Origin of the sequence: Alloalcanivorax marinus, assembly GCF_016785095.1 — a bacterium.
GTDB classification, from domain to species: Bacteria; Pseudomonadota; Gammaproteobacteria; order Pseudomonadales; family Alcanivoracaceae; genus Alloalcanivorax; species Alloalcanivorax marinus_A.
In genome coordinates this window covers 258,253-278,097 of record NZ_JAEKJB010000011.1, presented here as the reverse complement: position 1 = coordinate 278,097, position 19,845 = coordinate 258,253, and the positions used below count along the sequence as shown (strand labels likewise).

The 19,845-nt window shown below is 66.9% G+C and carries 22 protein-coding genes; 12 read left to right on the top strand and 10 right to left on the bottom strand.

Annotation, left to right across the window (positions count from 1 at the left end):
* Positions 1 to 5: 5 nt before the first annotated feature.
* Positions 6 to 560: an HdeD family acid-resistance protein gene (locus tag JF515_RS16935; protein ID WP_238401136.1), complete on the bottom strand. Its 555-nt coding sequence runs from the start codon at positions 558 to 560 to the stop codon at positions 6 to 8.
* A gap of 150 nt (positions 561 to 710) precedes the next feature.
* Between JF515_RS16935 and JF515_RS16930 the strand changes: the two genes are divergently transcribed.
* The 5 genes from JF515_RS16930 (at position 711) to JF515_RS16910 (ending at position 6,415) form a co-directional block, all read left to right on the top strand.
* Positions 711 to 1,925, top strand: coding sequence for an MFS transporter (locus JF515_RS16930; RefSeq protein WP_203105635.1), 1,215 nt, complete (start codon positions 711 to 713; stop codon positions 1,923 to 1,925).
* 153 nt (positions 1,926 to 2,078) lie between these two features.
* Complete coding sequence (locus tag JF515_RS16925; protein ID WP_203105634.1) at positions 2,079 to 2,819, top strand: DUF3348 family protein; 741 nt, start codon at positions 2,079 to 2,081, stop codon at positions 2,817 to 2,819.
* Positions 2,816 to 5,071: a DUF802 domain-containing protein gene (locus JF515_RS16920; RefSeq protein WP_203105633.1), complete on the top strand. Its 2,256-nt coding sequence runs from the start codon at positions 2,816 to 2,818 to the stop codon at positions 5,069 to 5,071. Before JF515_RS16925 ends, JF515_RS16920 begins: the two co-directional genes overlap by 4 nt.
* Positions 5,071 to 5,697, top strand: a complete 627-nt coding sequence (locus tag JF515_RS16915; protein ID WP_203105632.1) for an OmpA family protein — start codon at positions 5,071 to 5,073, stop codon at positions 5,695 to 5,697. The genes JF515_RS16920 and JF515_RS16915 overlap by 1 nt, the downstream gene beginning before the upstream one ends.
* Positions 5,690 to 6,415 carry a DUF2894 domain-containing protein gene (locus JF515_RS16910; RefSeq protein WP_203105631.1) on the top strand — a complete coding sequence of 242 codons (726 nt, stop codon included), beginning with the start codon at positions 5,690 to 5,692 and terminating at the stop codon, positions 6,413 to 6,415. Before JF515_RS16915 ends, JF515_RS16910 begins: the two co-directional genes overlap by 8 nt.
* 90 nt (positions 6,416 to 6,505) lie before the next feature.
* On the opposite strand, the gene JF515_RS16905 is transcribed toward JF515_RS16910, so the two are convergent.
* The 4 genes from JF515_RS16905 to JF515_RS16890 form a co-directional block, all read right to left on the bottom strand.
* Positions 6,506 to 6,976: a nucleoside deaminase gene (locus tag JF515_RS16905; RefSeq protein ID WP_203105630.1), complete on the bottom strand. Its 471-nt coding sequence runs from the start codon at positions 6,974 to 6,976 to the stop codon at positions 6,506 to 6,508.
* An 11-nt stretch (positions 6,977 to 6,987) separates the two neighbouring features.
* Positions 6,988 to 7,854, bottom strand: coding sequence for a glutathione-dependent disulfide-bond oxidoreductase (gene yghU / locus JF515_RS16900; RefSeq protein ID WP_203105629.1), 867 nt, complete (start codon positions 7,852 to 7,854; stop codon positions 6,988 to 6,990).
* A 140-nt stretch (positions 7,855 to 7,994) separates the two neighbouring features.
* Positions 7,995 to 8,333, bottom strand: coding sequence for a zinc ribbon domain-containing protein YjdM (locus JF515_RS16895; RefSeq protein ID WP_203105628.1), 339 nt, complete (start codon positions 8,331 to 8,333; stop codon positions 7,995 to 7,997).
* A gap of 67 nt (positions 8,334 to 8,400) precedes the next feature.
* Positions 8,401 to 9,459 carry an AraC family transcriptional regulator gene (locus JF515_RS16890; RefSeq protein ID WP_203105627.1) on the bottom strand — a complete coding sequence of 353 codons (1,059 nt, stop codon included), beginning with the start codon at positions 9,457 to 9,459 and terminating at the stop codon, positions 8,401 to 8,403.
* A 106-nt stretch (positions 9,460 to 9,565) separates the two neighbouring features.
* On the opposite strand from JF515_RS16890, the gene JF515_RS16885 reads away from it, so the two are divergent.
* Positions 9,566 to 11,359, top strand: coding sequence for an N-acyl-D-amino-acid deacylase family protein (locus JF515_RS16885; protein WP_203105626.1), 1,794 nt, complete (start codon positions 9,566 to 9,568; stop codon positions 11,357 to 11,359).
* Here JF515_RS16885 and JF515_RS16880 read toward each other — a convergent pair.
* Positions 11,308 to 11,763: a nucleoside deaminase gene (locus JF515_RS16880; protein WP_203105625.1), complete on the bottom strand. Its 456-nt coding sequence runs from the start codon at positions 11,761 to 11,763 to the stop codon at positions 11,308 to 11,310. The two genes, JF515_RS16885 and JF515_RS16880, sit on opposite strands and share 52 nt — an antisense overlap.
* A 36-nt stretch (positions 11,764 to 11,799) precedes the next feature.
* Here JF515_RS16880 and JF515_RS16875 point away from each other — a divergent pair, with 36 nt between their 5' ends.
* Positions 11,800 to 12,771: a helix-turn-helix transcriptional regulator gene (locus JF515_RS16875; RefSeq protein ID WP_203105624.1), complete on the top strand. Its 972-nt coding sequence runs from the start codon at positions 11,800 to 11,802 to the stop codon at positions 12,769 to 12,771.
* A 6-nt stretch (positions 12,772 to 12,777) separates the two neighbouring features.
* On the opposite strand, the gene JF515_RS16870 is transcribed toward JF515_RS16875, so the two are convergent.
* Positions 12,778 to 13,887, bottom strand: coding sequence for a class II histone deacetylase (locus JF515_RS16870; protein ID WP_203105623.1), 1,110 nt, complete (start codon positions 13,885 to 13,887; stop codon positions 12,778 to 12,780).
* A 231-nt stretch (positions 13,888 to 14,118) separates the two neighbouring features.
* Here JF515_RS16870 and JF515_RS16865 point away from each other — a divergent pair, with 231 nt between their 5' ends.
* From JF515_RS16865 to JF515_RS16850, 4 genes are all read left to right on the top strand, one after another.
* Entirely contained in the window at positions 14,119 to 15,231 is a 1,113-nt protein-coding gene (locus JF515_RS16865) for a ferredoxin reductase (RefSeq protein ID WP_203105622.1), read from the top strand.
* A 10-nt stretch (positions 15,232 to 15,241) separates the two neighbouring features.
* Positions 15,242 to 16,429, top strand: coding sequence for a fatty acid desaturase family protein (locus JF515_RS16860; protein WP_203105621.1), 1,188 nt, complete (start codon positions 15,242 to 15,244; stop codon positions 16,427 to 16,429).
* A 74-nt stretch (positions 16,430 to 16,503) separates the two neighbouring features.
* Positions 16,504 to 16,746 (top strand): FitA-like ribbon-helix-helix domain-containing protein, encoded by a 243-nt coding sequence (locus JF515_RS16855; RefSeq protein WP_161385719.1) that lies wholly within the window; start codon positions 16,504 to 16,506, stop codon positions 16,744 to 16,746.
* The gene (locus JF515_RS16850) at positions 16,746 to 17,165 is read left to right on the top strand and encodes a type II toxin-antitoxin system VapC family toxin (protein WP_203105620.1); all 420 of its coding nucleotides are present in this window, start codon (positions 16,746 to 16,748) and stop codon (positions 17,163 to 17,165) included. Before JF515_RS16855 ends, JF515_RS16850 begins: the two co-directional genes overlap by 1 nt.
* An 8-nt stretch (positions 17,166 to 17,173) precedes the next feature.
* Here JF515_RS16850 and JF515_RS16845 read toward each other — a convergent pair whose 3' ends face one another.
* From JF515_RS16845 to JF515_RS16835, 3 genes are all read right to left on the bottom strand, one after another.
* Entirely contained in the window at positions 17,174 to 18,421 is a 1,248-nt protein-coding gene (locus JF515_RS16845) for a type II toxin-antitoxin system HipA family toxin (RefSeq protein WP_203105619.1), read from the bottom strand.
* Complete coding sequence (locus JF515_RS16840; RefSeq protein ID WP_203105618.1) at positions 18,414 to 18,746, bottom strand: helix-turn-helix domain-containing protein; 333 nt, start codon at positions 18,744 to 18,746, stop codon at positions 18,414 to 18,416. Before JF515_RS16840 ends, JF515_RS16845 begins: the two co-directional genes overlap by 8 nt.
* Before the next feature lie 114 nt (positions 18,747 to 18,860).
* Positions 18,861 to 19,061, bottom strand: coding sequence for a hypothetical protein (locus JF515_RS16835; protein ID WP_203105617.1), 201 nt, complete (start codon positions 19,059 to 19,061; stop codon positions 18,861 to 18,863).
* A gap of 97 nt (positions 19,062 to 19,158) precedes the next feature.
* Here JF515_RS16835 and JF515_RS16830 point away from each other — a divergent pair, with 97 nt between their 5' ends.
* The gene (locus JF515_RS16830) at positions 19,159 to 19,833 is read left to right on the top strand and encodes a hypothetical protein (protein WP_203105616.1); all 675 of its coding nucleotides are present in this window, start codon (positions 19,159 to 19,161) and stop codon (positions 19,831 to 19,833) included.
* Positions 19,834 to 19,845 lie beyond the last annotated feature (12 nt).

The window sequence follows — 19,845 nt, the reverse complement described above, 5'->3', positions numbered from 1 at the left end:
ACCCCCTAAAACGAACGATTGTAAAGGCTCCTCAGGCGCAGGCCGGCAACGATCTGCAGCACGCCGTAGATCAGCATCCCAACGCCGAACCAGACCGTGGCCACCACCAATCCGGCCAGGGGTTTGGCCAGGAACAAACCGCCCAGCACGATGCCCAGCAGCCCGGTGACGGCGATCACCCATTCACCGCGCACATGGCGGCGGATCTGGAAGGCGAACAGCACCCGGAACACGCCGGCGACCACGAACCAGCACGCCAGCACCAGCAGCAGGGCCCCGGCGGTGGCCGCCGGGTTGGTCACCGCGAGCAACCCGAACAGCAGCGAAATCAGCGAGTAGAACAGTACCCAGCCGCGCCCCGCCACGGCGCCGTTGGCGAACAGCGCCGCCAGCCCCACCACGCCCTCGGCCAGGGCCAGGACACCGATCGCCCAGGCCAGCGCCACCGCCGCCTCCAGCGGGGAGACCACGGCATACAGGCCCACCAGCACACCGAGCACGCCGTAAAGCACCAGCAACCACCAGTGACGGCCGAAACCGTCCATGAACAGCGTCGTCATCGTTCCGATCTCCTCGTGAAGGGTCAACAGGGTGATTGTAGCCCCCCAGGCGGGAAGGCGGACAGGGCCAGCGGCGGGTGTGATGCAAGTAGGGTGAAAAGGCCCTAAAGTAGTGCGCCCTTTTCGCGCCGCCACCGTCTGGAAGCCCGCATGTCACTGGTCACGCCACCGCCACACCGCCCCAATGCCCTGATCATGGTCACCGGCGGCATTCTCACGGCGCTGGTGGCGATCGTGTTCGCGCGGCTTGCCTACGGCGTGATCCTGCCGCCCATGCGCGAGGACCTGGGCCTGAGCTACCGCCAGGCCGGCAACCTGGGCACCGTCACCGCCCTGGGCTATCTGCTGTTCGTGCTGGTGGGCGGGGTCGCCGCGGGTCGCTGGGGCGCGCGCAACGCCGTGGCCCTGGGCCTGTTCATTCTCACCTTCGGCTTCGCCGGCCTGGCGGTGGCCTCCGATTACCGCTGGATTCTCGGCCTGATGGGCCTGCTGGGCCTGGGTACCGCCTTCTGCTTCGCGCCCATGGTGTCATTGCTGGCCACCTGGTATCCGGAGCGGCGCGGCCTGGTGATCGGCTGCATGGGCGCGGGGGTGGGCGCCGGCCTGTTCGGTACCGGCCTGCTGGTGCCCTGGTTATCCGATGCCTTCGGCGACCACGGCTGGCGGGTCAGTTGGGGGGTGTTCGCGGTGATCTCGGCGGTGGCCGTGGCCCTGGTGCTGATCGCGGTGCGCGATCCCGAGCCGTTGGACAGCGACGATCCCCAGCGACCGGCGCCGGCGGATAAATGGCGCATCTACCGTCACCCACGGGTGATCACCATGGCCACCGTCTATGGCGTCATCGGCATGGTCTACATTATCCAGTCCATCTTCATGGTCAGCTATGTGGTGGAAGCCGGCCACGGCGACGACGTGGCCGGTTGGCTGATGGCCATGTCCGGCTTGCTGTCCGTGGCCAGCGGGCCGCTGTGGGGGTCACTCTCGGACATCTGGGGGCGCGGCAACGCCCTGACCCTGGCCACCGCCGTGGTCACCCTGGCCATGGGCCTGCCGCTGCTCGACCAGGGGCTGCCGGTGTTCTTCGCCCATTTTCTGCTGATGGGCTGCGCGGTGAATGGCGTGTTCACCATGATCCAGGCCGCCAGCACCGACCAGGTGGCGCCGCGTTTCATCCCCATCGCCTTCAGCTACGTCACCGTGTTCTTCGCCACCGGCCAGTTCCTGGGCCCGGCCATCGCCGGCGCGCTGATCGAGTTCAGCGGTGGTTTCCATCTGGCGGTGGGCTTCACCTGCGCCTCGCTGCTGGGTGCCCTGCTGCTGACCCTGCGCATCCGTCGCTTCCCCCGGGACCTGGCGGTCGCCTGAAGGGCGGTGACCGGAAGATTGCCGGGCGCCGGGCGCACCCGGCGGCGCGGCATTATCATCGCCGGCCGTTCCTGATTAGAATGTGCCGCTTCGCCCGGCGGAGCCCCGTTAAACGGGCGCCTCCGGGCCCGTGTTCCGGCCAGGGTGGCAGCAATGAGCAACGGCGTGCATAGCTTTCCACGAGCATCCTATCCGGGCGGCCGGCTGGCCCGTCTGCTGGCCGAGTTGCATCTGCTCGACGGTCAGCCCGACGGCGACGTCGCCGAACGCCTGGCGCGCCTGTTCGACCTGTCGGACACCGTGGCTCTGGACACCGCCAACGCCCACCGCGCCACGGGCCCCTTCCATGCCAGCGAGCGGGACTACCGGCGCCTCGGCGAGGATCTGGCCAAGGTTCGCGACAAGCTGCTGGCTGGCCTGACCCGGGCGTTCGAACCGGAACAGCTTGGCACCCGCAACGGCCTGCCCGCCCCCCAGGCGGACTACGAGCCCTACCAGAAATTCTACGTGGCCCGCCAGCGCCAACTCACCGCCGGCCTGCAACCGGTGCGCGTGCGCCTGCGCGGAGCCCTGGCCGACTGCGGTCCGGGCGCCGCCCGGCTGGCGGAACTGGACGCGGTGTTCGACGCCACCCTCACCGCCTGGACGCGGCGCTGCTTCGGCGCCGTCCCGAAATTGCTGGCGCGGCGCTTCGAGGCGCTCAAGCCGGATGGACAACGCAGCCTGCTGGACAACGACGCCGATGACCCCGATGCCTGGATGGCGCCCGGCGGCTGGCTGCACCGCTTTTGTCAGGAGATGCAGCTACTGCTGCTCGCCGAACTGGAAGCCCGGCTGGAGCCGCCGCTGGGCCTGCTGGACGCTTTGCACAACGAGGTACGCGACCGCACATGACACGCTTTCTTTTTGTTCTGGCCTTCATCCTGGGCGCCGCCGCGGTACTCTGGGTGGGGCTCGGTTTTCTCGCCGGCCAGCCAGTGGCGCTGCTCGCCACCCTGCTGATCGCCCTGGTCTATGGCTTCGGCTTCCTGGAACTGCTGCGCTTCCGCCGCGCCACCGACCGACTGAGCGAGAACCTCACCTCCACCCCCAGCGACGAACAGGCCCTGGGCGGCTGGCTGGCGAGCCTGCCGGCGGGCCTGCGTGGCGCCGTGCGGCGACGCATAGAGGGCGAGGCGGTGGCGCTGCCCGGGCCCATGCTCACCCCGTACCTGTCCGGCCTGCTGGTGATGCTGGGTCTGCTGGGCACCTTCATCGGCATGACCGTGACCCTGCAAGGGGCGGTCACCGCCCTGGACGGCGGCGCCGACCTGCAGGCCATCCAGGGCGCCCTGGCGGCCCCCATCGCCGGCCTCAGCCTGGCCTTCGGCACCTCCATCGCCGGCGTGGCGGCCTCCGCCATGCTTGGCCTCGCCGCCACCCTGTGCCGCCGGGACCGCACCCTGGCCAGCCGCGAACTGGACGGCAAGATCAGCCGCGAACTGCGCGTCTTTTCGCTTAAGCAGCAGCAACGAGACGCCTTCCAGGCCCTGCGCGCCCAATCCGATGCCTTCCCCGCCGTGGTCGAACAGCTCGCCGCGCTCACCGACCGGCTGGACGCCCTGGGCGGCCGGCTGGCCGACAATCTGAGCGACAACCAGGAACGCTTCCACAGCCGCATGACCGAGGAATACCGAACCCTCGCGGACACCCTCGGCGAGCGGCTGCAACATCACCTGGGCGACAGCGCCCGACTCGCCGCCGACGGGGTGAAGCCGGTCATGGAAGACGCCATGGCCCGTCTCCAGGAACAGACCGAGCGCACCCACCACCGGCTCGGCGAGGTCACCGAGCGGCACCTGACGGGCCTGGGCGAACAGTGGCGCCAGGGCCTGGCGGAAAGCCGCCAGGCCCATGAACAACAACTGGCGGCGCTCAGCGAACGCTTCCAGGACACCACCCGCCAGGCCGCCGACGCCTGGCGCGACGGCCTGGCGCAACAGAACCGTCAGCAGGCGGAAACCACCGAGCGCCTGGCCGGCACCCTGGAAGATACCGCCGAGCGCCTGCGCGCCGACAATAGCGCGATGATCGAGCATGGCCGCCAGCAACAGGCGGAGCACGCCGCCCGCGTCGAGGAGCAACTGGCGCGTGCCACCGAGGCGTTCCAGGCCAGCACCGAGCAGGCCGCCGGGCAATGGCGCGACCACCTGGAGCAGCAAGGCCACGCCGCCGGCGAACTGGTGGCACGCCTGGACCAGGCCCTGGCCCGCCACGGCGACGCCTTCCGCGCCACCGCCGGCGAGCTGCTGGATGGCCAGCGCCAGAGTCAGGACACCCAGCGACAACAAGCCGGCGAACTACTGCGCGACGTCGGCGCCACCCTCCAGGGCCACCAGGACGGCTTCCAGCAGGCCGTGCGGCAATTGCTGGACGGACAACGGCAGGGCCTGGAACAACTTACCGCCCGCACCGGCGAGCAACTGGCCGCCCTGCGCGACCAGGAGCAGGCCCGCGGCGAGGCCGCGAGCCAGCGGCTGGCGGCGCTGGAAGCCACCGCCAGCCGCCATCTCACCGAACTGGGTACGGCCCTGGAAGCACCCATGACCCGGCTCATCGAGACCGCCTCGGAAACCCCCAAAGCCGCCGCCGAGGTGATCAACGAACTGCGCGCGGAAATGACCCGCAACAGCGAGCGCGACAACGCCCTGCTGGAAGAACGCCAGCGCCTGGTCAGCGAACTGGACCGCCTGCTCGGCGCCCAGCGTCAGGCCGCCGAGGCGCAGCGCGAGGCGGTGGAAAGCCTGATCGTGGATGCCGGCGGCGCCCTGCGCGCGGTCAGCGACACCTTCACCGACCAGGTAGAACGGCAAAGCACGCAACTGGAAACCCTGGCCGGCGACCTCACCGGCGGCGCCCGGGAAATGGCCAGCCTGGGCGAGGCCTTCGGCGCCGCCGTGGCCCGCTTCGGTGAGGCCAATGAGGGGCTGCTGGACACCCTGCAGCAGGTGGAAGCCGCCCTCACCCGCTCCGCCGAACGCAGCGACGAACAGCTCGCCTACTATGTGGAGCAGGCCCGCGAAGTGATCGACCTGAGCCTGAGCGCCCAGAAGGACGTGATCGACGCTCTGGGCCGGGTCCGTGATTCCTCCACCGGAGCGAGCTGATGGCCTACGACGGCGACACTCAGGCGACCCCGGTGTGGGCCATCTTCTCGGACCTGATGGCCGCCCTGGTGGGCATCTTCGTGCTGATTCTGGTGTGGGTGATCGGCATCCAGCTGGAACTGAGCCAGTCGCTGCAGGAGGAGCGCGCCAAGCTGCAGGCCGAGCAGCAGCGCCGCCAGGCCCTGGAGGAAGCGCTCGCCGATCCGCTCGCCAGTGGCCGCATCTCGTTCCAGAACGGTCGTATCGGTATCAACGGCAGCGTCCTGTTCGGGCTCAACTCCGACCGCCTGCAAGCGGACGGCGAAACCCTGCTGCGCAGCCTGGTGGCGCCCCTCAAACAATACCTGAGCGAGCACGACGAGCTGCTCATGGTAAGCGGCTTCACCGACGATCTGGCGATCCAGAAGGGCAACCCCCGCTACAGCGACAACTGGGGCCTGTCCGCCCAGCGCGCGCTCACCGTGACCCGCACCCTGATCGACCAGGGCCTGCCCGAAGAGCGCTTGTTCGCCGCCGCCTTCGGCGATAACCAGCCGGTGACACCCAACACCGACGACGACGCCCGGGCCCGCAATCGGCGTGTGGAAATCACCACGGTGCCGCGCCAGGACAGCGGCGATGAGTAACCCGACTGTGCCCGCGACGGACCTGACGGACCGCCTGACAGCCCTGCGTGGGCAAGGCGCCGCCCGGTTCGAACCGGTGCGCTTTCATTATCTGGACGCCCTGGCCCGCCGTCTCGACGGCGACCATCGGCCCGGCCTGGCCACCACCCGGGAAAAACTGGAACGGGAACTAAGCGCCCTGGAAGAAGCGTTGGCGGCGGCGCGCCGGCACACCGACGCACTCATCGAGCAATGCGGGGACGAAGCCCTGCGCACCCGGCTCCAGGCGCTCGGCGAGCGCGGCGAGCACCGCGCCGCAAGGCGCCTGGCGAGCGCCGGCGGCGCGCCCTCGCCCCTGGGCGCACTGGTCGGCGAATTGCGCGCCGGCGACACCAGCCCGGCGGCGCCCGCCGGCGCCTCGGCGCTGGACGCCCTGCTCCACGAACAGCACCAGCGCCTGCGCGCCCACCACCAGGGCCAGAGCAACGCCGCCCCCAAACGGGACCTGAAAGCCGCCGCCGACATCCGCGCCCGACACGCCCGGCAGCGCACCGCGCAACGCATCGACGCCGCCCTCGCCCACCCCACCGGCGACGCCGGCCCGCTCAATTCCCACCGCCAGGTGGTGCGCGCCCTGGACCAGCTCCATGAACTGGCGCCGGAATATCTGGAACGCTTCGTCGGTTACGTGGACACGCTCATGGCGCTGGAAAAGGCGCTCGGGAATCGGCGCGGTTAGGGGGCATCCGGCGACCGGGGTGATCGCGACTGAAGCGGTGCGCCGCCCGGTCGCTCCTACCGCGGTGCTGCTTGCACCTTAGGAGCGACTTCAGTCGCGATATCGCCGGTGCAAGGCACGCACCTGCTCGGCGAGGTCCGGCACCGGGCCCTCCACCGGCACATCCGGCGCCACCTGTTGGATCGACAGGCCGGCCACCGGGGACGGTGGCTGGCCCCATTCCGCCCGCCAGGCTCTCAACTGCTCGCCGGAGCTGGCGTAGACGATGCGGCCCAGGCCCACCCAGGCGTGGGCGGCGGCGCACATGGGGCAGTGCTCCCCGGAGGTGTAGACGGTAGCGCGGGCACGCCGCTCCGGGAGCAGGTGTTCGGCGGCCCAACGGGCGATCTCGAATTCCGGGTGGCGGGTGTGGTCACCGCCGCCGACCCGGTTGCGGGCGGTGAACAGCACCGTGCCGTCCTGGTCCACCAGCAGCGAGCCGAATGGCTGGTCACCGGCTTCCAGGGCCCGCTCGGCGAGCTCGATGCAGTGGCTCAGATGGGCCAGGTCGGTGTCATTCATGGGCCCGCCGGTCAGCCGCCGATTTTATCCTGGGTCCTGGTTTCGAAGTCGCTGGCGTCATGGCGCTCACGAAGTTGCGAGGCGGGATCGCCGAAGCTGCGGTTCACCATGCGGCCCCGTTGCACCGCCGGGCGTGCGTCGATGTCCTTGGCCCAGCGCAGCACGTTCTTGTAGGACGTCACGTCCAGGAACTCGGCGGCGTCATAGAGCCGGCCCAGCACTAACTGGCCGTACCAGGGCCAGGTGGCCACGTCGGCGATGGAGTATTCGTCGCCGGCCAGGTAGGCGTTGTCGGCGAGGCGGCGGTCGAGCACGTCGAGCTGGCGCTTCACTTCCATGGTGTAGCGGTCGATGGGGTACTGGTATTTCTCCGGCGCGTAGGCGTAGAAGTGGCCGAAGCCGCCGCCCAGGAAGGGCGCCGCGCCCTGCTGCCAGAACAGCCAGTTCATGCACTCGGTGCGCACCGCCGGGTCGGCCGGAATCAGGGCAGCGAATTTTTCCGCCAGGTAGAGCACGATGGAGGCGGTCTCGAACACCCGGCGCGGCGGGGTCACGCCGTGGTCCATCATGGCCGGGATCTTGGAGTTGGGGTTGATCTCCACGAAGCCGCTGCCGAATTGATCGCCCTCGCCGATATTGATCAGCCAGGCGTCGTATTCGGCGCCCTCATGGCCCAGGGCCAGCAGTTCCTCCAGCATCACCGTGACCTTGACGCCGTTGGGGGTGGCCAGGGAATAAAGCTGCAGCGGGTGCTTGCCCACCGGCAGTTCCTGGTCGTGGGTGGGGCCGGCGATGGGACGGTTGATATTGGCGAACTTGCCGCCGTTGCCCGGTTCCCATTTCCAAACCTTAGGCGGCGTATAGGTGTCGTCGGACATGCAATCTCTCCCGTGGCAAAACGAAGACGGCGCGGGGCCGGACCCGGCACCTTAGAACGTCCCGGCCAGGGTTGGAACGGCGGGCGTCGCAAAGGCTTCCTATCATGCTGAAAGGCCGGGCCAATGGCGAGCGCGCCCGGTCAGACCTTCTTCACGAACTCCGATTTCAGCTTCATGGCGCCGATACCATCGATGCGGCAATCGATGTCATGGTCGCCGCCCACCAGGCGGATGCCCTTGACCTTGGTACCCACCTTGACCACCGATGAGGAGCCCTTGACCTTGAGATCCTTGATCACGGTGACGGTGTCGCCGTCGTTGAGCACATTGCCGTTGGCGTCCTTGATCAGGTCCGCTTCGGCGGCGGCCTGCTCATCGGCGGCGTTCCATTCATGGGCGCATTCCGGGCACACGAACATGGCGCCGTCTTCGTAGGTGTAAGGGGAGCTGCATTGGGGGCAGGCGGGCAATTCACTCATGAGCATTCTCTGTCAGGCGGCCCCCGGCGGGGTCGGTGGGTGCCGGCTCGGCGGCTTGGGCGGGGCATCATAACACAGCGCCGACGCCGTTCCCGGCGGTGCCCCGCAGCGCATGCTGGCGTCGCCATTGGCGGGGCGGGCAGCCATGGGCCTTGTGAAAGACCCGGGAGAAAGCACCGACATTAGCGTAGCCCAGCAGGCTGGCCAGCATGGTCACGGGGATGGTGGAGGCGCTCAGGTGCCAGCGCGCCACGCCCATGCGGGTTTCCGTGAGCAGGGTGTTGAAGCCGGTGCCCTGCTGGCGCAGGCGCCGCTGCAGGGTACGCGGATGCAGGGCCAATAAAGCGGCGATGTGTTGCAGGTCGTGCCCGCCGGCGGGCAGGGTCTGGCTGATCAGGGCGCGCACCCGGCGCGCCAGGTCGTCCCCGGTCTCGCGAATCAGGCCCTGGATATAGCCGTCCAGATAGCGGTTCAGGGCCTCGCTGGCGGGCACCAGCCGGCGGCGCAGAATGGCGGCATCGAACACCAGCACATCCTGCTCCTCGTTGAAGGACACCGGCGCCGAGAAAAAGCGTCGGTACCGGGCCTGCGTGGCGAGCGGGCGGTGACACAGGGCCACTCGCAACGGACGGATGTCGCGACCGATCAGTTCCTGGATCAGACGCAAACAAGCCCCCACGGACAGCTCCCGGTAAACGCGCCGGTCCAGATCACCATCGAACAACTCGAAGCGGTACACGTACAGGCGGTCACCGGTGACCTGGCTGCTCCAGTATTCGCCCTGGTTGTGCAGCGCGATGTGCCGTTGCAGTACCGCCAACCCGTCTTGTGGCCCGGCGCTGTCCTGGATCAGCTTCCCCAGAGCTCCGAGCATGGCCATGCCCTGCCCGTCCGCCATGCGCAGACCGAAATCCGGGCACGCCAGACGCCGGGCGCAGCTTCCCAGCAGCGCGGCGAAGCGCGCCACCGGCATGATGGCGTCGGGGTCGGTGAGCAGGCTCGGCGACAGACCATGATCGCGCAGCAACGCCCGGGGCTCGCCGCCGAGGCTCTCCACCAGGGGCCGCCAGCCCATCAGAGCGCCGCTGCGCACGCCGTAAGCCGGTGTCGAATACGAGGAAGACATGACGGTGTCGTGAATTGGTAAGTCCGGCCCAGTATAGCCGCCTATGCTGATGACGTCCCAAGGGCCCGGACCAGGAGCCCCATAACCACAACAAGAGGATGACGCCATGGCATACGCCTATGACTTCGTGATTCGCGGCGGCCGCTACTTCGACGGCACCGGCGCCCCGGCCACCGACAGCGACGTGGCGGTAAAGGACGGTCGCGTGGTGGCGGTGGCCCCGACGCTGGACAGCGACGCCGCGGAACAGGTGATCGATGCCCACGGCAAGTGGGTGCTGCCCGGCTTTCTCGATACCCACACCCATTACGACGCTGAATTGCTGGTGGCGCCGAGCCTGTCGGAATCGGTGCGCCATGGCGTCACCACGGTGCTGGTGGGCAGCTGCTCACTGTCCATGATCTGCGCGGACACCGAGGACGCCTCGGACATCTTCACCCGGGTGGAGACGGTGCCCCGGGAGAAGGTGCTGCCGATCCTGGAAGCGAAGAAAACCTGGCGCACGCCGGCCCAGTGGCTGGAGCACATTCACTCCCTGCCGCTGGGGCCCAACCTGATCTCCCTGCTCGGCCACAGCGACCTGCGCACCGGCGTCATGGGCCTGGAGCGGGCCACCGACCGCCGGACGCGCCCCAGTGAGCAGGAACAACAAGCCATGGAAGCGCTGCTGGAGGAGGCCCTGGAACTGGGCTTCGCCGGCCTGTCCACCATGTGCCTCAAGTTCGACAAGGTGGACGGCGACCGCGCCTGGTCCCGGACCCTGCCCAGCACCTACGCCCGCTGGAGCGAGGTACGCCGCCTCAACCGGCTGCTGCGCCGCTACGACCGGGTCCACCAGGGCGCGCCCAACGCCGCCAACCCGCTGCAGATTTTCCAGTACCTGGGCGAGGCCGTGGGGCTGCTGCGCAAACCCCTGAAGACCACGCTGATCTCCATGCTCGACCTCAAGGGCAACGCCACCGTGCGGCCCATGGCCATGCTCTCGGCACGGGTCACCAACTGGCTCAACGGCGACTTCCGCTGGCAGCTGCTGCCCACCGCCTTTTCGGTCTACGCGGACGGCATGGACGTGGTGCTGTTCGAGGAATTCGGCGCCGGCGAAATGGCCCTGGACCTGAAGGACCAGATCGAACGCAATGAACTGCTGCGGGACCCGGCCTACCGTCGGCTGTTCCGCAAGAACTACGGCAACAAACTGTCGCCCCGCGTCTGGCAGAGGGACTTCGCCGACGCCGTGGTGCTGGACTGCCCGGACCCGGCCCTGGTGGGCCGCGACTTCGCCAGCCTGGCCGCGGAGCGCGGCGTGCACGTGGTGGATTTCTTCCTCGACGCCATGATCGAACACGGTCGCAAGCTGCGCTGGTTCACGGTGATCGGTAACCATGACCAGGAACGGCTGAAACGAATGGTGTGCTTCCCGCACACCCTGCTCACCTTCTCCGACGCCGGCGCTCACATCCGCAACATGGCGTTCTACAACATGCCGCTGCGCTTCCTGAAACTGGTGCTCCAGGCACAATGCCAGGGCGAGCCGGTGATGCCCATGGAAAAAGCCATCTGGCGGCTCACCGGCGAACAGGCCGACTGGCTTGGCGTGGAAGCGGGCAAGATCCGCCCCGGCGACCGCGCCGACCTGATGATCCTCGACCCCGCCGGCCTCGACCAGGAACTGGAACAGCCGCAATGGGCGGAGATGGAAAACTTCGGCCTGCAGCGCATGGTGAACCGCAACCCGGGCATCATCGAAGCGGTCTGGATCAACGGTCGGTTGGCCATGGAAAACGACCGGGTCATGCCGGCGCTGGGCCGCGATGCCGGCTTCGGCCGCTTCCTGCCGGCGGGCGGGGCTCAGTCCTCGCCGATGTCCTCGTGCCAGACGTCCGGGTTGGCGCGGATGTAGTCGGCAAGCAGGGCCTTGCAGTCCGGGTCGTCCAGCTCGATGACGCGCACGCCGTGGGCGCGCAGCTCGTCCAGGCCACCAGGGAAATTCTCGGACTCGCCCACCACCACGGTGCCAACGCGGAACTGGCGCACCAGGCCGCTGCAATACAGGCACGGCGCCAGGGTGGTGACCATGATCTTGTCGCGGTAGCGGCGCTGACGGCCGGCCTTGCGGAAGGCGTCGGTTTCGGCGTGCACCGAGGGATCGTCTTCCTGGATGCGCCGATTGTGGCCGGCGCCGAGCAGGGTGCCGTCGGCGTCGAACAGGGCGGCGCCGATGGGGATGCCGCCCTCGGCCAGGCCCTGGCGGGCCTGTTCCAGGGCCACCTTGAGCAGGGCGTGGTAATCCAGGGTGTCGCTCATGGGTTCTCCTTGACCTCGTCTCAAGGCGGTGCTGCCATGAGCGAAGAGAATAACAATGGGGTGACCACCATGTCGCCATTGCAGCAACCCATCCTGGCGCTGCGGGAGCTGATCGGCTTTGATGCCGCGCAACTGGTCGCGTTTCTGCCGTCGCAGAAGCGTCATGTTTCGCTGTGGCATCAAGGATATTCCCCAGCCAGCATCGATGCCCTCGCCGACCAGTTTCCGCGCCTCTATCCGCCGGGTTTTACCCGACAGCTTTCCCCCCGGGACCGGCTGCCGCCTTCCATCAGTGAGTGCGCCGGCAAGATGTTTCCGCCGTTCCTGGCGACGTCGGTTTACCGGTCCGCTCTGCACCCTCAGGGTTTCCAGGACGGCATGACCATTGAGCTGGGCATCGAGGGGCGGCATCTGGGACTGGCGCATTTCTCTTCCTGCACGCCGGGCGCCTTCAATCAGCGGGTGCGCACCCTGGCGCGGGGCGCCCAACCGTTGCTGGAGGCCGCCCTGCGGGAGCGCCTGCCGGCGCTGCACGCCGAACAGTCGGTCCCGGTGTACTTCGACCGTCAGCCGGGGCGGCAGGCGTTATACGCGCCGCGCCCGCCGGCCGGCCTGGATCACCAACGGATGGCCCGGGCGCTGGCTTCGCTCAAGGACGATACGCTCACCGCGTTCTGGCTGGAGGGGCGCCGCGCCTTTCGGCTGCACGCGCAAAAACTCGCCGGGGAGGACGTGCTGGCGACGCTGACGCCCACACCGCTGCCGATGAACATGACCAGCGCCGAGATGCGCGTGCTCAGCTGGCTGGCGGCGGGGCTTGGTGACCGGGACATCGCGCGGCGCCTTTGCCTGAGTGAACGCACCGTGCATTCCCACGTGGCTTCCCTGCTGCGGCGGCTGGGCGTGCAAAGACGCGCCCAGTTGTCGGCCCAGGCGGCGGCCAACAACTGGTTCGTGCCCGATGCACGGGGATTGATCCTGGCGTCCGTGCCCGGTCTGGGGCACTGACGGCGCTCAACGCAAGGCGTCGATCAAGGGCACCGCGTCCTCGATGCGGGCACGCTGCTCATCAAGCAGCTCGGCGCCGCCCATGCCGGAAAGAAACTCCAGGTAAGGATCTTCCAACCCGCCCTCACCGGCCAGCTCCTGCAGCACCGCCAGGCCGCAGAACGGCACATAGTGCGGGCTGTAACCGCCTTCCTGGATGAACATCAGGCGCCCCTCGCAGAGGTCACCGGCGGCCTCCCGGATGCGCCGGGTCATGCTTCGGAACCCTTCCGAGGTCACCATCATCCGGGCCAGCGGGTCCATGATGCTGGCATCGAACCCGCAACCGACGATGATCAACTGGGGGCGGTAGGCCCGCAGCGCCGGCAGCACCACGGTGTCCATGGCGTGCAGATAGGCGCCATTGCCGCAGCCCGGGGGCATCGGCACATTCAGGTTGTAGCCCTGCCCGGCCCCGCCACCCCGTTCATGCAGGTAGCCGGATTCCGGTGGGAAGCAGAGGTGCTGGTGCAGTGACAGGGTCAGCACCGACGGGTCTTCCCACCAGATGTCCTGGGTGCCATTGCCGTGGTGCACATCCCAATCCACGATCGCCACGCGCTCCAGCCCCAACTCATGCCGGGCGTAGGCCGCCGCCACCGAACTGTTGTTGAAAATGCAGAAGCCCATGGCCGCGTCACGCGGGGCATGGTGCCCCGGCGGATTCACCAGCGCGTAGCCGTTGTCGATCTCGCCGCCGACCACGCTCTTGGCCATCTCGATGGCGCCGCCGGCGGCCAGCAGCGCGATCTCCAGGCCACCATTACCGAGATGGGTGACGCCATCGCCGGCGTCACCGCCGGTTTCCCGCGCGCTGAGCTCGCGCATCCGCTCCAGATGGCCGGCGGTATGGACACGCAGGATGTCCTCGTCCCGGGCCGGGCGGGCGTTCACCGGGGTCAGCGACTGGAACTGGCCGGAGGCCCGGACCAGCTCGTGAAAGCGGCGCTTGGTGTCCGGGTGCGCCAGGTGATGGCTGATGGGCTGCACCCTTGCCGCCAGATTGGCGCTGGTAAGGCCGCCGGTGCCGGTGTCCATCCAACCGTAGAGGGTATCCCACAGATAGCCGGTCGCCATGTTGTTCTCCTTTTTTGATCGAAGGTTATTTCGATACTAGGAGGTGGAACCGGCGGCCTCTTCCGTAGCACTACCGAATTTACCGGGAATTGACCTTCACGCCGGAGCGATGGGCGCGGCGGCACCGTTGAACAAAATTGCCGTCTTCCCAAACGGCGGCTTTGCCGTTACCGTGAACACCTGTACACAAAGCATGGCTGATTAGCATAATAAGGGAATCAGGAGGCAGGCATGACGACCCCGGTACCGGAAAGCAAGGCACCCAGGCGCTGGCTGACGCGGCTGTCCGCGATCAGTGATATGTTCGCGTTCCCGCTGCGCACCTCCCACTACGTGGAGCTGGTGAACCCGCTGTGGACCACCCACCGCATGCACGCCCGGGTGGTGGACGTGTGGGACGAAACCCGCGATGCCCGCACCGTGACCCTGAAGCCCGGCGCCAACTGGCGGCTGCACCGGCCGGGCCAGCATATTCGCGTGGGCATTCCGGTGGACGGCCGCCACTACACCCGCACTTATACCATCTCATCGCCGCCGGAGCGCGACGATGGCTGCTTCACTATTACCGTCAAGAAGATCGACGGTGGGCGGCTGTCCCACCACATCGTCCGTAATCTGAAGGTGGGCGATTTCATTCCGGTGGGGCTGCCCCAGGGCGAGTTCTATCTGCCGGACGCCTCGCCGGTGCAGCCGCTGTTCATCACCGCCGGCAGCGGCATCACCCCGGCCATGAGCATGGTGCGCAGCCTGATCGCCCAGGAGCGACTGCCGGATACCGTGCACATCCATTACGCGCCCCATGAGTTCGACACCATCTTCGGCCGCGAGCTGCGCCGGCTGGATCAGGCGCAGCCGCACTACCACCTGCACGAGGTGCACACCCGCCACGCCCCCGAGGACCAGAACCATTTCACCGAGGCGCAGCTTGAGCGTCTCTGCCCGGACTGGCGCGAGCGGGACTGCTACGCCTGCGGCCCACCGGCGTTGCTGGCCGCCCTGGAGCAAACCTGGGAAAACGCCGGGCTCGCCGGGCGGCTGCACATCGAGCGTTTCCGCGCCGACTTCGCACCGATTCCCGACGACGCCGTGGGCGGCCGGGTGCGCTTCGCCGGCAGCAACCTGGACGTGGACGCGGACGGCGAGACCAACCTGCTGCGCGTGGCCGAGGACGCCGGGCTCAACCCGCCGCACGGCTGCCGCATGGGCATCTGCCATACCTGCAACACCACCCTCACATCCGGCTGCGTGCGCGACCTGCGCAGCGGCGACTTCATCAACGAACCCGGCGCCATCGTGCAGGTGTGCGTGTGCGCGGCCGCCGGGGACTGCGAACTGGCACTTTAGGGAGAACGGCATGAGCACGAAACGACCCTTGCCGGTGGACCTCACCGACGAACAGATCGACGAGTTTGGCCGTGAGATGGACGCCATCTACCACGAGACCCTGGAATCCCGGGGCGAGAAGGACCGGCTCTACATCCTGCGGCTGATCCGCACCCAGCGCGCCATGGCCCTGGTGGGCCGGCTGGTGATCTACGCCAGCCTGTTCCTGCTGCCGGCCTGGGGCCACGCCCTGGCGGGCTGGCCGTCCACGCTGATCGTCATGGCCCTGGGCGTGATCCTGCTGGGCCTGGCCAAGATCCTGGAGAACATGGAAATCGCCCACAACGTGCTGCACGCCCAATGGGACTGGATGAAGGACCCGGAGATCCAGTCCAACACTTGGGAGTGGGACACCATGAGCCCGTCGGACCGCTGGATGCACTCCCACAATGTGGTGCACCACACCTGGACCAATGTGCTGGAGAAGGATCTGGACGTGGGCTACGGCATCATGCGCGTGACCCCGCACCAGCCCTGGAAGCCCGCCTACCTGTTGCAGCCGGTGTACTTCGTGCTGCTGATGTTGCTGTTCGAGGAAGGCGTGGCGCTGCACGAGCAGGCGCTGATCGACGTGGCCGAGCGCAAGAAAAAGCCCAAGGAGATCCTGCCGCTGATGAAGCACATCGGCCGCAAGGTGTGGGGCCAGGTGCGCAAGGACTACATCATGTGGCCGGGCCTGGCCGCCCTGGTGGCGCTGCCGATTTCCCTGGTGGTGCCGGAATCACCGCTGACCGTGTTCCTGCTGGTGGCCGGCGCCAACTTCGTGGCCAACACCATGCGCAATATCTGGGCCTTCGTGATCATCTTCTGCGGGCATTTCCCCGCCGGCGTTTATCACTTCACCCAGGAGCAGACCGAAGGGGAATCCCGTGGTCAGTGGTACCTGCGCCAGCTGCTGGGCTCCGCCAACATCACCGGCGGCCCATTGTTCCATGTGATGTCCGGCAACCTGAGCCATCAGATCGAGCACCATCTGTTCCCGGACCTGTGCAGCAACCGCTACCCGGAGGTGGCGCCCCGGGTGAAAGCCCTGGCGGACCGCTACGGCCTGCCCTACAACTCCGCGCCCCTGTGGCGGCAGTTCGGCACCACCTGGCTGAACAACCTGCGGCTGGCGCTGCCCGGCGGCGCCACGCCACCGGAGCCGGCGCGGGCCTGAGGGCCGGCAAGTGGTGGCTTTCCTCCGGATGACAGCAGTGCTAGCATTGCTGTCATCCATTGAGGAGAACGCCGATGAGCACCCTGACCGTCCGCAATCTCGATGACGACCTGAAACAGCGCCTGCGGCTGGAAGCCGCCCGGCACGGCCATTCCATGGAAGAGGAAGTACGCCGGATCCTGCGCCGGGCCCTCAGCGAGCCGGCGCCGGAACAGGGCCTGGGCAGCCGCATCCGTGACCGCTTCGCCGCCTACGACGGCCAGGAGCTGGAGCTGCCCGAGCGCCGCGACCCGCCGCGTCCGGCGGACCTGGATTGATGATCGTCCTCGACACCAATGTGCTCTCCGAGCTGATGCGCCCGGCGCCGAACCCGGTGGTGGTGCACTGGCTGGACCGGCAACCGGCCCGGGACGTGGCCACCACCAGCATCACCGTGGCGGAGATCCTGTACGGCATCGAGCGGCTGCCCGCCGGCCGCCGGCAACGCACCCTGGCGATGCTGGCCGCCGAGCTGTTCGACCGGGAATTCAGCGGGCGCCTGCTCACCTTCGACGCCCTGGCCGCCAGCCACTACGCCCAGAAAATCGCCAACGCCGAACGCAACGGCACCCCGGTGAGCATGGCCGACGGCCAGATCGCCGCCATCTGCGAGACCCACGGCGCCACCCTGGCCACCCGCAACACCAAGGACTTCGAGCCTCTTGGCATTCTCTTGATCAACCCCTGGGTCTCGTAACACCGCTTCTACAAACGGCTGGCAGTGGCCAGGTCCTCATGTTCGAAGGCGCTTTCCATGCGCTTGATTTCAGCAGCGGGAGCGCCCCGCTTTCTCGCCGCATCACGCCACCCCTTACAGGCTTTGGCCACTTCCCGAATGCACGCATCCGCTTCCGCCGGTTTGAGGGAAAATTCGTCCGCCACGGAGCGCAGCAGTTCGATGGAGCAGGTGCCATCATCCAGATCGATGTTGGTGGCCAATACGCGGGCTTTCATATCCTGAGGCGTGGGGTTGAGGTCATAGGCCGGCGACAGGGACCAGCCGGCCCCGCCTTGCCACAGGAATCCGTGATTGCGCAGGTGATCGTCCACGTTGGAAACCAGGATGGAAAACGCCACGCGCCGGAACAGTTCCCGGCGATCCTCGCGGGCGCTCGCCCCTTGCTCGGCAAGGGCATCGACAATTTCCAGATAGCTGCCCCGTTCGCCATCCCGGTGCTCGGTCATCGACATGGCCGACAGGAAAGGAATCCGTTCATCGCCGTCGCGGTCGAATCGGCGGGACAATAAGACCGGCCGCCCGGCCACCTCATGCAATGCGTGGTCGGCGGTGCGAATTCCCGCTCGCGCCGCCAGATCCAGCGCGATGGCTTCCCAGCGTTCCAGGGAATATTCATCGGTTTCCTTGGGGAATTTGGCGATCGCCAGCCGCCCGTGCTGATCGATCACGGACGCCTTGGGGCGGGCGCCCCCCAGCGAAGAGCCCGGCGCGAAGATCATACGCAAGTCTTCATCGGTCTCCTCACCGCGAACGATCCGCTCCGAAGCCCCGAGCAAATCACCCAGCGCGAGGAGGTCCGGCACCCCCCTGGACTGCGGTGCCTGAAAAACCGCATCCCCTTGCCACCGAAAGCGCAGCGCGCCAAGCCGGGTCTGGTCCGAGACACCGAGCAGAAAGTCGGTCTCGTGAAGGGTACGTACCGCCCGGCCTTCCCGTTCCGCCGCGCGCCGTTCGCGGCGGCGCATCAACATGCGGCCCCAAGTGTCCGGCGCGGAATCGCCCAGGGTGCCGAACATTTCCGCGCCCGCCGGCGGGCGAAACAGGCCCGGCCCCACCGGCAGCGCCGGGTCCATGGAAAAGCGGTCGTCCGCCGCCAACCATTCCGGCGCGTACTCGAAGGTCACCGTTTCCCGGCCCCTGCTGGCATGGCGGCGCAACAGGCCAACGCGACGATTCCGGCGCCGCCAATCCAGAAACACTTCGACGTTACTCATCCTTGTCACCCCTCGCGCGCGGCGATGAGGCCCGCTGGCGCAGCGATTCCCGGCTGATCTCAAGCCCTTGGGGGTCCTCGGCGCTGTCGGCCAGGTCCGCCAGCCGGGGCAGCATGCCCAGCGCCTGCAGCACACCGGCCAGAATCGCGACGCTCACCGCCGTGTCCCCCTTCTCCAAACGGGTCAGGGTGGCGCGGGAAGTCGCGGCGCGCTCGGCCACGATTTCCATGGACAGGTTACGGCGCAGGCGCGCTTCGCGGATATCCTCGCCCAGTTTCCGCAAGGCTCGGCGGACCGCCGGAGAGGGGCGATAAGGAGCAGGCATAATGTAATCTTCATGAGTCATTAACCACTTTAATGTCTCATGAAGATTACATTGAATCAAGAAAGAGGCGGGGCCCCGGGGTGATGTCACCCTCGGGGTCCCGCCAGGGATGGATCAGAACCGGCCCAGGTCCATGACCTTGGCCCAGGCGGCCACGAAGTCCTTCACGAACTTGGCCTCGGCGTCGTCGGACACCGGCGCCCAGGCGATGCTCATGTCCACGACGGTTTTGAAGAAGTCGTTGCTGAGCGTTTCCGGGCGGTCGGTGAAGACGCCGTGCTCGGCGCCATCGTAGTGGGCATTGAGGGCGCGCATGCCACTAAAGATCAATAATTCTGACACAAAAAGGACAACTTGCTTGACTTAATAATTCATGCTATATCGATTATGGGCGAATAAAAAGGAGAACATCATGATAAGGATTATTTCGGCAGTCCTAATAGTAACATCAACCTCTGCTTGGTCGGCCTCCCCTCCCGAAGACGGCCCCCTATCCACCCCCCTTGATCCAGATATTGTGACAAATGCGACTATCATCGGCGAATCAAGATGGTCGGATGAAGAAGGTATAATCCTTGAGCGAGAGTACTACCTGAAAGACGGAAAAAACGAAATATACGCCAAGCGTCGCTTCAGAGTTATAGAAAATGGAAGACTCGAACTCATATGGAGGTCTCCAGAGGCACGCAACCTGGACGTTAGGGCATGTGCCTTTTACGGCGGCAAACCAATAGAACCCGGTGAGGCCTCGAAAATAATATACTCCGACGATGTAGTATATTCAGTAAGTTGTGAGATCAGCCCAATCGACAAAAAAACAGTTCAGGATCAATATCGCCTCAAGACATTGAGGTGGGGGGGTCAATACCTTAGATGGCAGGATGCAAACAGCACCGCCACTGCTGGAATCAATGCTGTTTTTCTAATGCGGGCAGCCTACCGTTTCCACGGCGCCGGCCAAGCTTGGTTTAACTCCAGCACCGAAGCTGCAAGGGACCCGGGAAGCTGTGTTCTCAGTATTTTACGCACTCACACAGGGCAAGGAACGCATGAATCAATACTGATCGATAGTCGTCGAGCTGGGTAAAGGATCAACCAG

What these genes read in the sequence shown, in the direction of transcription:
- JF515_RS16935 (WP_238401136.1), bottom strand. Translation starts at nt 560, where the DNA reads ATGACGACGCTGTTCATGGACGGTTTCGGCCGTCACTGGTGGTTGCTG.
- JF515_RS16930 (WP_203105635.1), top strand. Translation starts at nt 711, where the DNA reads ATGTCACTGGTCACGCCACCGCCACACCGCCCCAATGCCCTGATCATG.
- JF515_RS16925 (WP_203105634.1), top strand. Translation starts at nt 2,079, where the DNA reads ATGAGCAACGGCGTGCATAGCTTTCCACGAGCATCCTATCCGGGCGGC.
- JF515_RS16920 (WP_203105633.1), top strand. Translation starts at nt 2,816, where the DNA reads ATGACACGCTTTCTTTTTGTTCTGGCCTTCATCCTGGGCGCCGCCGCG.
- JF515_RS16915 (WP_203105632.1), top strand. Translation starts at nt 5,071, where the DNA reads ATGGCCTACGACGGCGACACTCAGGCGACCCCGGTGTGGGCCATCTTC.
- JF515_RS16910 (WP_203105631.1), top strand. Translation starts at nt 5,690, where the DNA reads ATGAGTAACCCGACTGTGCCCGCGACGGACCTGACGGACCGCCTGACA.
- JF515_RS16905 (WP_203105630.1), bottom strand. Translation starts at nt 6,976, where the DNA reads ATGAATGACACCGACCTGGCCCATCTGAGCCACTGCATCGAGCTCGCC.
- yghU (WP_203105629.1), bottom strand. Translation starts at nt 7,854, where the DNA reads ATGTCCGACGACACCTATACGCCGCCTAAGGTTTGGAAATGGGAACCG.
- JF515_RS16895 (WP_203105628.1), bottom strand. Translation starts at nt 8,333, where the DNA reads ATGAGTGAATTGCCCGCCTGCCCCCAATGCAGCTCCCCTTACACCTAC.
- JF515_RS16890 (WP_203105627.1), bottom strand. Translation starts at nt 9,459, where the DNA reads ATGTCTTCCTCGTATTCGACACCGGCTTACGGCGTGCGCAGCGGCGCT.
- JF515_RS16885 (WP_203105626.1), top strand. Translation starts at nt 9,566, where the DNA reads ATGGCATACGCCTATGACTTCGTGATTCGCGGCGGCCGCTACTTCGAC.
- JF515_RS16880 (WP_203105625.1), bottom strand. Translation starts at nt 11,763, where the DNA reads ATGAGCGACACCCTGGATTACCACGCCCTGCTCAAGGTGGCCCTGGAA.
- JF515_RS16875 (WP_203105624.1), top strand. Translation starts at nt 11,800, where the DNA reads ATGAGCGAAGAGAATAACAATGGGGTGACCACCATGTCGCCATTGCAG.
- JF515_RS16870 (WP_203105623.1), bottom strand. Translation starts at nt 13,887, where the DNA reads ATGGCGACCGGCTATCTGTGGGATACCCTCTACGGTTGGATGGACACC.
- JF515_RS16865 (WP_203105622.1), top strand. Translation starts at nt 14,119, where the DNA reads ATGACGACCCCGGTACCGGAAAGCAAGGCACCCAGGCGCTGGCTGACG.
- JF515_RS16860 (WP_203105621.1), top strand. Translation starts at nt 15,242, where the DNA reads ATGAGCACGAAACGACCCTTGCCGGTGGACCTCACCGACGAACAGATC.
- JF515_RS16855 (WP_161385719.1), top strand. Translation starts at nt 16,504, where the DNA reads ATGAGCACCCTGACCGTCCGCAATCTCGATGACGACCTGAAACAGCGC.
- JF515_RS16850 (WP_203105620.1), top strand. Translation starts at nt 16,746, where the DNA reads ATGATCGTCCTCGACACCAATGTGCTCTCCGAGCTGATGCGCCCGGCG.
- JF515_RS16845 (WP_203105619.1), bottom strand. Translation starts at nt 18,421, where the DNA reads ATGAGTAACGTCGAAGTGTTTCTGGATTGGCGGCGCCGGAATCGTCGC.
- JF515_RS16840 (WP_203105618.1), bottom strand. Translation starts at nt 18,746, where the DNA reads ATGCCTGCTCCTTATCGCCCCTCTCCGGCGGTCCGCCGAGCCTTGCGG.
- JF515_RS16835 (WP_203105617.1), bottom strand. Translation starts at nt 19,061, where the DNA reads ATGCGCGCCCTCAATGCCCACTACGATGGCGCCGAGCACGGCGTCTTC.
- JF515_RS16830 (WP_203105616.1), top strand. Translation starts at nt 19,159, where the DNA reads ATGATAAGGATTATTTCGGCAGTCCTAATAGTAACATCAACCTCTGCT.